Source organism: Gordonia sp. (in: high G+C Gram-positive bacteria) (assembly GCF_049647785.1).
Lineage (GTDB): Bacteria > Actinomycetota > Actinomycetes > Mycobacteriales > Mycobacteriaceae > Gordonia.
In genome coordinates this window covers 1-12,867 of the sequence record NZ_JBARYI010000029.1, presented here as the reverse complement: position 1 = coordinate 12,867, position 12,867 = coordinate 1, and the positions used below count along the sequence as shown (strand labels likewise).

At 62.3% G+C, this 12,867-nt stretch carries 16 protein-coding genes and 2 pseudogenes; 13 read left to right on the top strand and 5 right to left on the bottom strand.

What is annotated here, in order from left to right; translation table 11 throughout:
- Positions 1-33: 33 nt before the first annotated feature.
- The 9 genes and pseudogenes from WBA38_RS04050 to WBA38_RS04010 all read left to right on the top strand — a co-directional run.
- Positions 34-534: pseudogene (locus WBA38_RS04050) on the top strand (M15 family metallopeptidase); the annotation flags it as partial.
- Between the two features lie 761 nt (positions 535-1,295).
- Complete coding sequence (locus WBA38_RS04045) at positions 1,296-1,613, top strand: hypothetical protein (protein WP_424322122.1); 318 nt, start codon at positions 1,296-1,298, stop codon at positions 1,611-1,613.
- Positions 1,614-1,946 carry a DUF2746 domain-containing protein gene (locus WBA38_RS04040; protein WP_424322121.1) on the top strand — a complete coding sequence of 111 codons (333 nt, stop codon included), beginning with the start codon at positions 1,614-1,616 and terminating at the stop codon, positions 1,944-1,946.
- Positions 1,943-2,698, top strand: coding sequence for a hypothetical protein (locus WBA38_RS04035; protein WP_424322120.1), 756 nt, complete (start codon positions 1,943-1,945; stop codon positions 2,696-2,698). Before WBA38_RS04040 ends, WBA38_RS04035 begins: the two co-directional genes overlap by 4 nt.
- On the top strand, positions 2,695-3,618 hold the full coding sequence (locus WBA38_RS04030) for a hypothetical protein (protein ID WP_424322119.1): 924 nt from the start codon (positions 2,695-2,697) through the stop codon (positions 3,616-3,618). Before WBA38_RS04035 ends, WBA38_RS04030 begins: the two co-directional genes overlap by 4 nt.
- 9 nt (positions 3,619-3,627) lie before the next feature.
- Positions 3,628-3,939 (top strand): DUF7572 family protein, encoded by a 312-nt coding sequence (locus WBA38_RS04025; protein ID WP_424322118.1) that lies wholly within the window; start codon positions 3,628-3,630, stop codon positions 3,937-3,939.
- On the top strand, positions 3,936-4,265 hold the full coding sequence (locus WBA38_RS04020; RefSeq protein ID WP_424322117.1) for a DUF7264 domain-containing protein: 330 nt from the start codon (positions 3,936-3,938) through the stop codon (positions 4,263-4,265). Before WBA38_RS04025 ends, WBA38_RS04020 begins: the two co-directional genes overlap by 4 nt.
- A 16-nt stretch (positions 4,266-4,281) precedes the next feature.
- The gene (locus tag WBA38_RS04015) at positions 4,282-4,617 is read left to right on the top strand and encodes a phage tail fiber protein (protein WP_424322116.1); all 336 of its coding nucleotides are present in this window, start codon (positions 4,282-4,284) and stop codon (positions 4,615-4,617) included.
- Positions 4,618-4,629: 12 nt separating this feature from the next.
- Positions 4,630-5,916, top strand: a complete 1,287-nt coding sequence (locus WBA38_RS04010) for a hypothetical protein (RefSeq protein ID WP_424322115.1) — start codon at positions 4,630-4,632, stop codon at positions 5,914-5,916.
- 41 nt (positions 5,917-5,957) lie between these two features.
- Here WBA38_RS04010 and WBA38_RS04005 read toward each other — a convergent pair whose 3' ends face one another.
- The gene (locus WBA38_RS04005; RefSeq protein WP_424322114.1) at positions 5,958-6,101 is read right to left on the bottom strand and encodes a hypothetical protein; all 144 of its coding nucleotides are present in this window, start codon (positions 6,099-6,101) and stop codon (positions 5,958-5,960) included.
- Positions 6,102-6,498: 397 nt separating this feature from the next.
- Here WBA38_RS04005 and WBA38_RS04000 point away from each other — a divergent pair, with 397 nt between their 5' ends.
- The 3 genes from WBA38_RS04000 to WBA38_RS03990 all read left to right on the top strand — a co-directional run bounded on the left by WBA38_RS04000 (position 6,499) and on the right by WBA38_RS03990 (position 10,098).
- Complete coding sequence (locus WBA38_RS04000; protein ID WP_424293096.1) at positions 6,499-7,605, top strand: PQQ-dependent sugar dehydrogenase; 1,107 nt, start codon at positions 6,499-6,501, stop codon at positions 7,603-7,605.
- A 25-nt stretch (positions 7,606-7,630) separates the two neighbouring features.
- The gene (locus tag WBA38_RS03995; RefSeq protein WP_424293097.1) at positions 7,631-8,428 is read left to right on the top strand and encodes a hypothetical protein; all 798 of its coding nucleotides are present in this window, start codon (positions 7,631-7,633) and stop codon (positions 8,426-8,428) included.
- A gap of 95 nt (positions 8,429-8,523) precedes the next feature.
- Complete coding sequence (locus tag WBA38_RS03990) at positions 8,524-10,098, top strand: HD domain-containing phosphohydrolase (RefSeq protein ID WP_424322113.1); 1,575 nt, start codon at positions 8,524-8,526, stop codon at positions 10,096-10,098.
- Positions 10,099-10,104: 6 nt separating this feature from the next.
- Here the strand turns inward: WBA38_RS03990 and WBA38_RS03985 are convergent, their stop codons facing one another.
- The 4 genes from WBA38_RS03985 to WBA38_RS03970 form a co-directional block, all read right to left on the bottom strand.
- Positions 10,105-10,326 (bottom strand): amphi-Trp domain-containing protein, encoded by a 222-nt coding sequence (locus WBA38_RS03985; RefSeq protein ID WP_424293098.1) that lies wholly within the window; start codon positions 10,324-10,326, stop codon positions 10,105-10,107.
- 78 nt (positions 10,327-10,404) lie between these two features.
- Positions 10,405-11,289: a sigma-70 family RNA polymerase sigma factor gene (locus WBA38_RS03980; protein WP_424322112.1), complete on the bottom strand. Its 885-nt coding sequence runs from the start codon at positions 11,287-11,289 to the stop codon at positions 10,405-10,407.
- A 1-nt stretch (position 11,290) separates the two neighbouring features.
- Positions 11,291-11,764: a carboxymuconolactone decarboxylase family protein gene (locus WBA38_RS03975; RefSeq protein ID WP_424322111.1), complete on the bottom strand. Its 474-nt coding sequence runs from the start codon at positions 11,762-11,764 to the stop codon at positions 11,291-11,293.
- Between the two features lie 101 nt (positions 11,765-11,865).
- On the bottom strand, positions 11,866-12,282 hold the full coding sequence (locus WBA38_RS03970) for an Ltp family lipoprotein (protein ID WP_424293101.1): 417 nt from the start codon (positions 12,280-12,282) through the stop codon (positions 11,866-11,868).
- A gap of 400 nt (positions 12,283-12,682) precedes the next feature.
- Here WBA38_RS03970 and WBA38_RS03965 point away from each other — a divergent pair.
- Positions 12,683-12,867: pseudogene (locus tag WBA38_RS03965) on the top strand (hypothetical protein); the annotation flags it as partial.

Here is a 12,867-nt window from a genome sequence, read left to right as displayed (position 1 = left end):
ATGTCGGGGGCTGACTCATTTCCAGGAGGTTCCGTGAGTTTCAGAACCGCGTACGGCAACACTCATTCCGAGAACGGTTGGCGAATGTGCAACCGGGACGAGTGTGGGATTGTCACCATTCCAGAACTGTTCCTGGTCGATACAGCACCGTTGCGTTCTGGTTCCCCACTGACAATCTTGGGTGCTTGGGTCTACTGGTATGACCGCAATGTCGAGGAAATCACCACGCCAGTGTGGGGTTGGTCTAACACTAACGACGTCACGACAAGCAACCACCTCAGTGGGACGGCGGTTGACATTCTCGCGCCTAAGTATCCGTGGGGAGTCGATGAGCCTGATGTCATGTCGCCGCAGAAGATTAAGAAGGTCCGCGAGGGGCTGAGGCTTTTTGAGGGCACCGTATTTTGGGGTGGCGACTGGAATTATCCAGACCCGATGCATTACCAGATGGCGTTCCGTGAAGGTGATGACCGCAATATTGCGTTCGCTCGGAAGCTTCTCGACGGGTACCTCGGCATCTACAAGGAGCAGCAGACCGATTTCGCTGCTGTCTTGTCGAAGGTGATGGGTGGCGCGGTGGCGATGGATCGTTATCGTGCGTTGGCTCCGGCGTTCGCTGATGCCATGCGCGCCGCCGACATCACGACCGTGCGGCGCGCAGCGATGTGGGTTGCGCAGCTCGGTCATGAATCGGGTGGGCTGCGGTGGATGGAAGAGATCGCAGACGGATCCGCGTACGAGGGCCGCGGCGACCTCGGGAACACGCAGCCGGGGGATGGGCGCCGGTTCAAGGGCCGCGGTCCGATTCAGGTGACGGGTCGGCATAACTACACCGAGTGCTCCAGGTGGGCGCACAGCAAGGGCCTGGTGCCGTCGCCGACGTTCTTCGTTGACCAGCCGCAGCAGCTTGCGTCGGATCGGTACGGGTTCATCGGCCCGGTCTGGTACTGGGTCGCCGCCCGACCGCAACTAAACGCTCTCGCTGATGCGGGCGACCTCAATGGCGCTACCCGCGCAATCAACGGCGGATTGAACGGTCTCGAAGACCGCTCACTCCGCTACCGACGCGCACTCGACGTGGGTGCGCAACTACTCCCGACCGGAGGTTTTCTGATGGCTTTGTCTGACAAGGAGCAGCAAGAACTGCTCGACAAGACGCGCGTGATTTTCGACCAGCTTGGCCCTAAGCATCCGTCGTGGGGTGAGTCGTCGTCGTTCGGGAAGGACGCTGAGGGCCGCGAGTTGACGTTGCGTGACGGCATCATCGCAGGCTTCAAACGACTCGGGGGTGGCAAGTGAACGCGAACATGATCGGCACCATCCTTGATGCCGCATTGAAGACTCAGCCTTGGTATGCGCGTTATGCGAACACGATTGTGATGGCGTGCTCAATGCTCGTCACCCTCGGGACTTGGGCCACCGCTACTTACACCGATCTGCCTCCTGCGGTGGCGGTTGTGATTGGTTCGGTTGTTGCGGTGGCTTCAGTTTTGGTTACGCGGGCGACTCCGAATGGGATTACTCCGCGTGGTAACGCGAGGGTGGTTGCGGAGGTTGATGCGGTAGAGGTTGCCGATCAGCGTCCGGTGGCTACTGATTCGTGGGGTCGGTAGATGGCTGGCCCCTCGAATATCGATTCGTGGTTTGAGTTCATTGTGTGGTCGATTATCGCGGTGGCTGCGTTGGCGGGGGCTGTGCAGTCGTGGCGTGGTCGGCGTGAGCATAAGCGGCAGTCGGCGACGATTGAAGAGGTGCGTGAGCAGGTGTCGAATACGCATGACACGAATCTTCGTGATGACATTGATCGTTTGATTGATGCGGTTGATCGGATTGATTCGAAGCAGGATGCGCACGGCACGACGTTGAGCAAGTTTATGCGTGAGATGTATGCGGCGACGGCTCGGCAGGATCGGATTGCTGCGAAGTATCATCCGGAGGAACCGTGACTACTCCGAATGTTGGGCCTGGTTCTGTTCCGAATGTTCCGGGTGCTCAGCCTGTTAATTTGTTGGGTTTGGGTGCTCATGCTGCGAGGGATGAGCCTGGTTGGCGTGAGCAGATTGATGGGCAGTTTGTTGGGCGCGCAAACAATTCTGGTATCGGGTCGATCTTTGACAAGATCACTCAACTGTTCTCGAACGTGACAAGTATCTTCGGCAGCCTTGGTGACCTGTTTGATATCACTGACGCCCAGGGTGCCGACCTGCAATCATTACGCGCCGACCAAGAATCCCTGACTGCCTCCACAGGCAAAGCAACATCGTTTATGACGTCCTCACCTGGTACTACGACGACACCGACGCGGATGCCTTTCACTTCTCAGACGCATATTCCGAAGAATGTGACGAACTTGGGTGATGGTCGTTGGCGTTTGGCGTTCGCGGGCGAGTGGGATATTACGGCGCAGGTCGAGTTTTGGGGTGGCGTATTCATGCCTCCACAAACATTCTTGGAGATCCTTTTGCGGGATGCGACTGGTGCTGTCCGTGAGGGCGTGTTGGCTAAGGCTTCATCTGATCGGGATATTACGGTGACGAATGTGACGACGGTTGAGGCTTTGGAGCCTGATTGGACTGTTGAGGTTCGTGCGTGGACTGGTTCTATTCCGGTGGTTGGTGGTTCTTTTCGGGGTATTCGTGGCGGGTATGCGACTACCAGGTTGATGATTCGTAATAATGATTTGGAGGCTGCATCGTGACTGGTCCGATTGTCCCTATTGAGGGTGAGGTTTTGGGCCAGGAGGCTATGCAGTTGTTTTTGCAGCAGCAGGTTGGTGGTGTTTCGTCTGGGATTACTGAGGGTTGGGCTGGTGGTTCGTCGGATGGTGCGGACCCTGACGTATTCGACACAATGGCCGCGATTAAGGCGATGGTCGGCGGCGACGGTTATACGCGCGTCAACATCACGGCAACGACGACGTGGACGAAACCGGCAGGCACGACCGAGGTAATCGTTGTCGGTATCGCGGCCGGTCAGAATGGGGCCGGTGGTGGCAACGATGGTGGGCAGGGCGGGCAGGGCGGCGGGCACAAGGCTCAGGCACTAGACCCATCAGCCTTTTCATCGCTCGGCGTAGTGGTCGGCACCAATGGTGCCGCAACACAATTTAGAGCCAACGGCACTGGCGGCGCGATCCTGTCGGAAGCAGTTGTCGGCGGCGGCGGCGCAATGGCAACCCAGTTCGGTTACACCGGAACAGCATCGCAGGCCGCCTCAGGCGGAACGGGCGGCACCGGATTCTGGCAAAGCGGCGGACGCGCGTCTACGGGTGGACAAAATGGGGGGGCATCGCCCGCTGCTACCAGCGGCTCAGGTGGCAGCGCAGCCGCTGCACAGAGCGGGTCCGATGGTGGCACAGGCACAGGTGGCGGGTCAGTCGCAGCATCTGCGGTCGTCCCCTGCGGTGGTGGCGGCGGTGGCGGCGGTGGCGGTGGCGGCTCGAACTTTCTCTCGGGAACGGCAACGAACGGCGGTTCGGGTGGTGCTGGTGGCTTTCCTGGTGGTGGTGGCGGCGGTGGCGGCGGTCGCGGGAGGACGGACGTAACTTTCGGGGGTTCCGGGACGCCGGGCACCGGCGGCACCGGCGGCGCTGGCCTGGCAATCATCTTCTACCGATAAGGACCACTCATGACTTTGATTGCGGCGGCACTCCCGCACATGGCATCAACAACCAACCACTACCGACTCAACAACGGCACACACGTCCTCATCACCGTCCCCGCCGACGTTCAGCCGGTCCCAGCGGGTCTTGCGCCGATCCTCGGCAGCATCCGCATCAACCGCACCGAACCAGGCCCGACACTCGTTTTCCTCGCAGACCCGGAAGGCCAACCCATCGACGCGGACGGCGACCCAACCAACGGACTAACCCCCATCCGAACCTTCCCGCCAGGCACCACACACGAACAAGCACTAGCCCAAACGGAGGAAACACCATGAGCGGCAACCAGCCAATCAAAGACACCCTCATCCTCACCCGAGGCGCAGACTACATAGCCGACTTCAAAAAACATGCCAGCGACCCACCTATAAACTCCGCAACCACCGCACGCATCGAATTCACAGACGGCAACGACACCGACGCCACCATCCTCGAAACATGGGACGCCGCCGAAGTCCTGCCCGACATGATCCGATTCCGCACCGAATCCGAAACCGCCGACCTCATCGACGACCGCACCAACTACCGACTCATCATTAGCTTCCCCGACACACCATCACTCGAACACTGCTGGTACTTCGGCACCGTCAAACGAATCCAATAAGAAAAGGAAGAATCAAATGGCACTCTCGCAAGACTCCACCAAAGAAGCACTGGCAACCGCATTCACCAACCTCGGCTCCTGGGTCGCCGTCTACACCACAGGCGGCACCACCGAAGCATCCGGTGGTTCACCCGCGTACGCCCGCAAACAAACCACATGGGCAGGTGGCGCGGTCGACGGCATCGCCACCGGCTCGCAGGTTGAGATCGATCTTCCTGCTGGCACGTTCACCCATGTTGGGATCTTCACAGCATCGTCGGGTGGGACGCTGGTGGAGAAGGTTGCGATCACATCAACAACGCTAGGTGCGCAAGGAAAACTGCTGGTCACACCCACGATTACGGTCTCCTAAAGGCAGGCATCTGTGGCACTCACCGCACCACTCCCCAAACCGTCAACAACGCTCGGGCGGTTGCCTGACATCGAGACGGAAGGGCGGCTCCCTGACGGCACCGTCACAGCAGGCGCACTACCTGCCGGGAGCGTCGTCATCGCGGCTCTCCCGAACGGCAGTGTCACCGTTATGCCAGCAGGGTTTGTGCCACAGATGCCAGTCGAGATCATCGCATCCTTCACCGCGTTCGCAGACCTTGAACTCACCACAGTGGATGGTGAGGCGCGCGGTGCAGTGTTCCGGGCTTCGGGTTCGATGACCTTGGCCGTGAACGCGATCGCTTCGGCGGTCGCAGCATCCGGTGCAGTAGGCGGCCTGGTAGCAGTGACCGCGGTCGCCGCACCCCTGGCCGCATCAACATCGGCGGCGTTCACCGTCCTCGCGGGGGCAGGCGTCAACCCTGCCATGTTCGCCACAGCCAACCTCACCGCGAACGTCTACGCGGCGATGGCGGCCGACGCCGACTTCACCGGCACTGGGGCACTGACGGCGGAACAAACACCACTCGCCACGGTCGATGGGCCACCACTCGCAGCCGAAGCATCACTGTCGGCGGACGTTGTTGCTGATGGTGGAACCACGATTCTGCCTGCACCTATCGCAGCCGATGCGGTTCTCGCGTTCGATGGTGGTGTGTTTGGTGACGCCGCAGCCTCGGCGCACGGTGTTCTGTCCGCGTTGGTGGCGGCACAGTTCACGCGGGCCGCACAGTCCACGACGTCGGGCGCACTTTCGGCTGGTGTTGTGAAGATCGAGGTCCGCACGGTTGGCGCCCAAGCTTCGGGTGTGGTGTCGGCGGCGGTGAAGGTTCCGGTGTCGGCCAAGGTCACGGCGACAGCCTCACTCACTGCGCTGACGGAAGCGGTCTCTCTCACCCGACAGCGGATGGTGAAGAATGGTAGCCAGTCAATGAGTGGCACCCGCGCTATCGTCCCCAACTGGAACAGTGACGGCACCTACCCCGCAACGATCACCAGTAACAAGCTGGTCGTCTCGGGTGCGGGTGCGGCCACAATCGCCACAAACAACCTGTCAACAACAGGTGGTGGCGGCAACTGGTCCCGCGTCTACCTCATGCACAACGGCACACAGATCGCCATTTATGAGAAGAATGGTTCCGCTGGCTGGTCGGTACCTAACTGGTCCATACCGCGGACGGTGGCGAACGGTGACACTATCTGGATTGAGACACAGTTCGACCCTTTTGGTGCGGTCACGATCAACAATGCCGCATACGTCGAAGTCATCCCAACCTAACGACATCACACAACCCACGCTCGACTGCCGCCCCACCTCATTCAGGTGGGGCGGCTTTCGTCGTCTGTAGGGCCGGGGTCTCCGCGCCACGACCGATGAAGCATGCGCATGTCCTCGAACCAGGCCGCCACAACCGGCGGCAGGCCAGGGTCCGGGATGTCCTCAGCGTACTCGTCACCATCCATGCCGAAAACCCTAACCAAGTGTGTCCACGGGACACACCACAACGCATATCCCCAGGTCGCCAACACACCACAAATCGCACCCGAAACACCGAAACGCCAGGTCAAAGGCAGAAACGCCCAAGATAGAAAGGGGTTCGAGTCCCCTTAGCTCCACTGAAAGAAACCCGCTCTGACTACGGTCGGAGCGGGTTTCTTCGTTGTCGGGGGGAGTGCGTTAAATGGCTCGGCGAAGTTCGACGCTGGGCTGCACGCCTTTCCGGTCGCGTAGCGTTGAAGCGTGGTCGGCGCTGCGCCGCGGAGCCGATCCGGTCCGACGGCAATCAAGGCCGCCTCCACGGACCTCGCGCCCGACGGAAGGACCCATCATGACCACGTTCTTCGGCGGCGAGGAACTCACATGAGGACGCCATTGCTCGTCCGCCGCGGAGCTGCTGCCGCGCTGACGCCGCTCGTCGCCGCCGTGGTACTGACCGGCTGTGCGAGCAGTTCGGACAACTCGCGCTCCGGGCAGCCAAGCTCGACGTCCTCGGCTTCCGGACCTGGCGAGCGCACCTCCATTGGGAACGTCACGACGGTCGCGTCCGGTCTGGACGCGCCTTGGTCGATCGCCTTCGACGGCGATGTTGCCCTGATCAGCGAGCGCGACTCTGGCCGGATCGTCGAGCTGAAAGCTGGCGGGCTCTCGCGCGAGGTCGGTAAAATCGAGGGTGTCGCGCCGATGGGCGAGGGCGGCCTGCTCGGCATCGCTGTTCACGACGACCACCTCTACGCCTACTACACCGCAGAAGAGGAGAACCGCCTCGAGCGCTTCGAGTTGAATGGCGAACCTGGCTCGCTCAGCCTCGGAGAGCCCCAAACGCTTCTGGATGGCATCCCGTCGGCGGGCAACCACAACGGCGGCCGGATCGCTTTCGGCCCGGACGGCATGCTGTATGTGACCGTGGGCGACGCCGGGAACAGGTCAGCGGCGCAGGACCGGGGCTCTCTGGCGGGCACTATCCTGCGGCTGACTCCGGATGGGGACGTGCCGGCCGACAACCCGTTCGACAGTTCTCCGGTCTACAGCTACGGGCATCGCAACCCGCAGGGTCTCGCCTGGGACGAGGACGGCACCATGTACTCGACCGAGTTCGGCCAGGACACCTGGGACGAGCTCAATGTCATCGAGCCCGGTCGTAACTACGGGTGGCCGACGGTCGAGGGCATCGCCCAGGATGGCCGCTTCACCAATCCCGTCCAACAATGGAACCCCGCTGACGCCAGTCCCAGCGGAATGGCCATAGCCGGCGGCTCGATCTGGATCGCGAATTTGCGCGGCGAGCGTCTCCGCGAGGTCCCTCTGGGTGACACCTCATCCTCGACCGAGTACCTGTCCGGCGAGCGTGGCCGACTGCGTGATGTGGCCGTCGCCCCGGACGGGTCCCTGTGGGTGCTCACGAACAACACCGACGGCCGCGGCGATCCCGATCCCGGTGATGACCGCGTCCTGCGGATCGAGCCCTGACACCTCCGCACCAGAATTGAGGCCGATGCCTCATGTCATCGATCTGCCCGACGCCGATGCTGAAGTCATGAACACAACACCATGCACCTCAGTACACGCACTCACCGCCGACCCGTACCTGGTTGGTGGGAACGACGATCGATTCACCGGCTTCGGCATCATGGGTCTGCCCTTCTCCAGCGGCCACTACCTCGCGCTTCGGTCAATGGTGGCCAGTTCCGTCGGCCCGGCCTATCGCACCGTCTGGCACCGCGACCCGGAAGGGGAGTGGACCATCTACACGACCACCGATCCGGAGCGGAGTTGTCCGCGCTACTTTGTCGGATCCGATCACGCCGTCCGCGTCTCCGCAATTGACCTTCGGTGGCAGGACGATTGGACGCTCAACGTAGCCCTGGACACTGACACCACCAAGGGCACCAGATTGGCGTGGCAGGTCCGACTCGGATCCGGGCTGGCGACGCGGGCGATGACAACAATGGGAGGCGCGACGCCCCAGTGGGCCTGGAACAGCACCGCGGTACTCCAGGTGATGGGGCCGATGGCGAGCGGCGTCCTCGGCTCCGGCCGAATTCGCTTGGCGGGAACTGCGCCGAACGGCCAGCGATTCCGCGCGGCACCGCTGCGCGTATGGCGGGTCGTCGAATCAACAGCCACGCTGAGCGGTGAGGATTTCGGCGATCCGGCACCGCTGGACACTCAGGCTCGACTGGGCGATTTCTGGCTCCCGCAGCGCGGACTGTTCTTTGTCGGTCGAGCCAGGTTCGGCACCGACGTCCGGACTTCGGAGGGCGGTCGGCGCACCGTGGGGATCGGGACGTGAACAGGCTCCGAGGCGGCCGTCCAACTTCGTCTGACCTCATCACCGGTACCAGCGGGCACTATCAATTGGTATCCAGGCCGTCGCAGAATTGGATGATGGGCGCAGGTGAGCGACGTGAAGTCGTGGCTCCCCGGCGGGCAGAGGTGCTCGCCGGCCTGTCGGTTGCCATCGACCTGGGACTGGGGCAACCCTCCGAGCACATGCTCAGGTCCGCGATCATCGCCTGCCGGGTCGCCGACCGTCTTGGCCTCGAAGCCGCCGACCGCGAGGCCGTCTACTATTCGACGCTGCTCATGTGGATCGGCTGTCACGCCGATTCGCAGGAGTACGCACGCTGGTTCGGTGACGACATCGCCGTCCGGCACGATGCCTATCTGGTCGACTGGTCCGGCTTGCCCTACCTGCGCTTCTTGGTGCAGAACGTGCGTCGCGGCGAGCCGTTGCCGGACCGGTTGAAGGTGCTCGCGGCACTGTTTCGTGATGCGCGAGGGCAACTCGCCACCATGATCCATTCCCATTGCGCATCTGCCGCCCTGCTCGCACGGCACATGGGACTGAGCCCATCGGTGGAGCACGCGTTGGCGTTCACCTTCGAGCGGTTCGACGGTGACGGACTGCCGACGGGGGCATCGGGGACGTCGATCCCGATGCCGATGCGTGTGGCTCAGGTGTCCGACGTGGCGGAAGTGCACTACCGCACTTACGGTGTCGATGGGGCGGTGGAGATGTTGCGGCGTCGTCGCGGCGGACAGTTCGATCCTGAAGTGGTCGACGCCGTCTTGGCCGCACCGGGCGAGCTCCTGGCCGCGCTGTCTGGCCGGGACGGTTGGACAACCGCGATCGCGATAGCACCGGACCGAACAGCGGTGACAGACGATGCCGAACTGGACGTACTGCTGTCCGCGGTCGGTGACTTCGTCGATCTGAAATGCCCTTTCACGCTGGGGCATTCACGGTCGGTGGCAGCGCTTGCGTGCAGCAGCGGTCAGCTGATTGGACTCGGCCCACGCGAGTTGCGCACAGTCCGTCGGGCCGGCCACCTGCACGATGTCGGACGACTCGGGGTGTCGAATCACGTGTGGTCGACCCCGGCGGCACTGACCGCATCCGAGTGGGAGCGGGTTCGCATGCACCCTTATCTCACTGAGCGAGCGCTGCATCGGATTCCGGGTTTGGACGATGTCCGGGCCGTCGCCCGTGCGCATCATGAGCGAATCGACGGAACCGGCTATCCGCTCGGGCTGGGCGGGGCGTCGCTGGGGCGCCCGGAACGTCTGCTGGCCGCCGCGGTCGCTTACCAGTCTGCCGTGGAGCCGCGACCCTACCGCGAGGCGATGACCGCACCGATGGCCGCGAGGCGACTGCGGACCCGGTGTGACGCCGGTTCCCTCGACCGGGATTGCGCGGAGGCGGTGATCGCGGCCGCCACCGGAAACCTGCTGCGGCACGAACCGCATTCCGAAGTGCTGACTCCGCGCGAACGTGAGGTCCTCGAACTCGTCGCACGCGGCCTTTCGAACCGGGACATCGCCGAGAGGTTGTTCCTCAGCGTCAAGACCGTACGGAACCACGTTGAACGCTGCTACTCCAAAATCGGGGTGTCGAACCGAGTGGGGGCGAGTTTGTACGCCCTCGACCACGGACTGGTGTCGTCGACGCCCGCCTCGTGAAGCGGCCTACCAGGAGATCTCCACTTCGATCTCCGATTCGTCGCCGCGCTCGAATTCGACTTTCAACTTCACTCGGTCCGGGACGTCGATCCGGACAGTCTTATTGTTCTGCACGTACGACACCTCGTTGTGGCGCGCGATCGCGTCGGCCAGATCGTGGAGTCGCTGTGCGGCTTCTTCGCGACTCAGGTCAACTTTGGTCTCATGCTCAAACAATTCATCTCCCATGCGTCCATCTGAGCCCATGGTTCGGCGAACGGTCAAGCGACGTCGCCGATTGTTCGTGCGATTGACTGAGAAGTGCCGTCAGCCGTGGACGTGCGTCAGCTTTTCCGGGTTGCGGACGTAGTCGATCGCGACAATAAGGCCATCGGAAATGGTGAGTGCGACCATGCCGTCGAGTTGGTCGCCGAGGAAGACCAGGAGCGCTGGATTGTGATTGACGATGGTCGTGCGCATCGCCTTCTCTGGTCCGTGGCGTTTCGAGATGCCGGCGAGGAAGGCAGCGATCTTGGCCGCACCGACGATCGGATGGCGGGCGGCTTGGACGATGCCGCCGCCATCCGCGGTGAGTACCGCGTCCGGGGCCAGCACTCGCAGGAGTCCGTCGAGATCGCCGGACATTGATGCGGCGGCGAAGGCGTCGACGATGTCGTGATGCGCCGACGGATCGACGTCGAATCGCGGCCTACGCTCCTGGACGTGTGAGCGGGCGCGCGATGCGAGTTGCCGACATGCCGCTGGTGCGCGGCCAAGGGCCGTGCCGACCTCGTCGAACGACAACCCAAACAGATCGTGGAGCACGAATGCCGCGCGTTCGGCGGGGCTGAGCGTCTCCAGGACCACGAGCATCGCCCACGACACCGAATCCGCGAGCCCAACCGAGTCGGCCGGGTCGGGTGCGGTCTCGACAGGTTCGGGTAACCACGGGCCGACGTAACTCTCCCGCCGGACTCGTGCCGACCGCAAGACGTCCAAGGCCAGTCGAGACGTGGTGGTCACGAGCCAGCCGGTGAGGTCGTCGATGCTGTCGATATCGGTGCCCTGAAGTCGGATCCACGCATCCTGAACCACGTCTTCGGCGTCGGAGACACTGCCGAGCAGTCCGTAGGCGACCCCGATGAGGCGGGGCCGCAGGTTTTCGAATGTCTCGGCCGCCGATTCAGCGCCGGGCAAGGCGGGAGTGGACATGTCAGCTGAACTGTCCGGGGGTGTAGCTTCCCGCTGGGATCGTCGCGATGACATTCATCCGATTGTAGGCATTGATCAGCGCAATGAGGCCGATCAGCGCGATCTGCTGGTCGTCGTCGAAGTGCTCGACGACGTCGGCCCAGACTTCATCAGAAACGCCGCCCGCCGCGTCCGCAATGCGGGTGCCCTCCTCAGTCAGGGCGAGTGCGGCGCGTTCGGCATCGGTGAAGACGGTCGCTTCTCGCCAAGCGGCGACCAGATTGAGTCGCTGGGCTGTCTCCCCAGCGTGGGCGGCGTCTTTGGTGTGCATGTCGGTGCAGAATCCGCACCCGTTGATCTGGCTGGCGCGGATCTTCACTAGTTCGCCGGTAGCTGCGGGTAGCGATGATTCCGAGATCACCCTGCCCGCCGAATTGATGTACTTCATCAGCTTCGCTGTGGTGTCGTTGCCGAAGAAATTTACGCGTGCACTCATGGTGTCCTCCTGGTGTCTTGTTTGGTCAGAAGGTGGACGAGATAGAGGTGCAGTTTGTGACATCGTCGGCCAAAATTGTTGTTGACCTGCTGGTTCGGTGATCAGAACTGGCTTGCGGCACCCGACTGTGCCTGGGATGGAGTGAAGCCGTCGAAAATGAGTTGGTCGACCAGTCCTTGTTCAGAGAAGGCGCTGATCGACATGTACTCAGCGGCCTTCTTGGCCGCTTGATCTGTCCAGTTGGTGCTGAGGTTGTCGACCCCGACGGTGGCATCGTTGGTGCTGAATCCCTCGTAAACCAGTTGGTCGATGAGGCCTTTTCGTGAAAAAGCGGAGATCGACAGGTAGTCGGACGCTTTCGCGACCGCATTCTGCTGGGACGTGGTCAGACCGGATCTCGAGTTCGGGCGCGGCGGCGGGGTTGTCTCCGGAGGCGTCGTGGTGGCCTCTACCGTGGTCGTTGCTGGTTCAGTCGGAGTTTCAGCGGTCGTCGGACTGGTTTTGGAAGACCGGGTCACAGTTGTGGTCTCGGTGGTCGTCTCTGTCGCGGTTACCGTTGACGGGGCCGCCACCTTGTCGGACGATCCGCAGGCTGAGGCAAGAAGTGTTGACGTCGTGGCTAGGGAAATTAGTGCTCCGCGGCTGATCTTTCGAAGGTTCATTGCTGCCCGTTCTAGCCTGCCCGGCGTCCGACAAATCTGCGCGGTGTCGCTGGGAAATTTGTGCTTGTTTTTCGATAATCCCGCAGGTGAAGAGGGGTCGACGCAGATGTGCGTCAGTTCGTCCGAATGGGTGACGAGGGGTCCAAACTGCAGACGGCGAAAATTGTCAGAGGGTCGCGATAGTGTTCACACATACAAACGAACACGCAGTGAACTACTTCACGAAGTTCACGATGAACGCGAGGAGGTGACCCCGATGGACCTAAACCAAGCAGTTGCCGAGCTCGGCCCGGCTGAGCTCGCCGAACTGGCTGGCACGGTCGCCACCCACCTGGCGGGCTCGGTGTTCACCGCCTCCACCGAGGGCCAACTCCTCGAAACCGCCGAGGTCCTCGAGCGTGCCAACCGCCGCTTCGATGGCGCCACCTCGGCTTTGCTGGC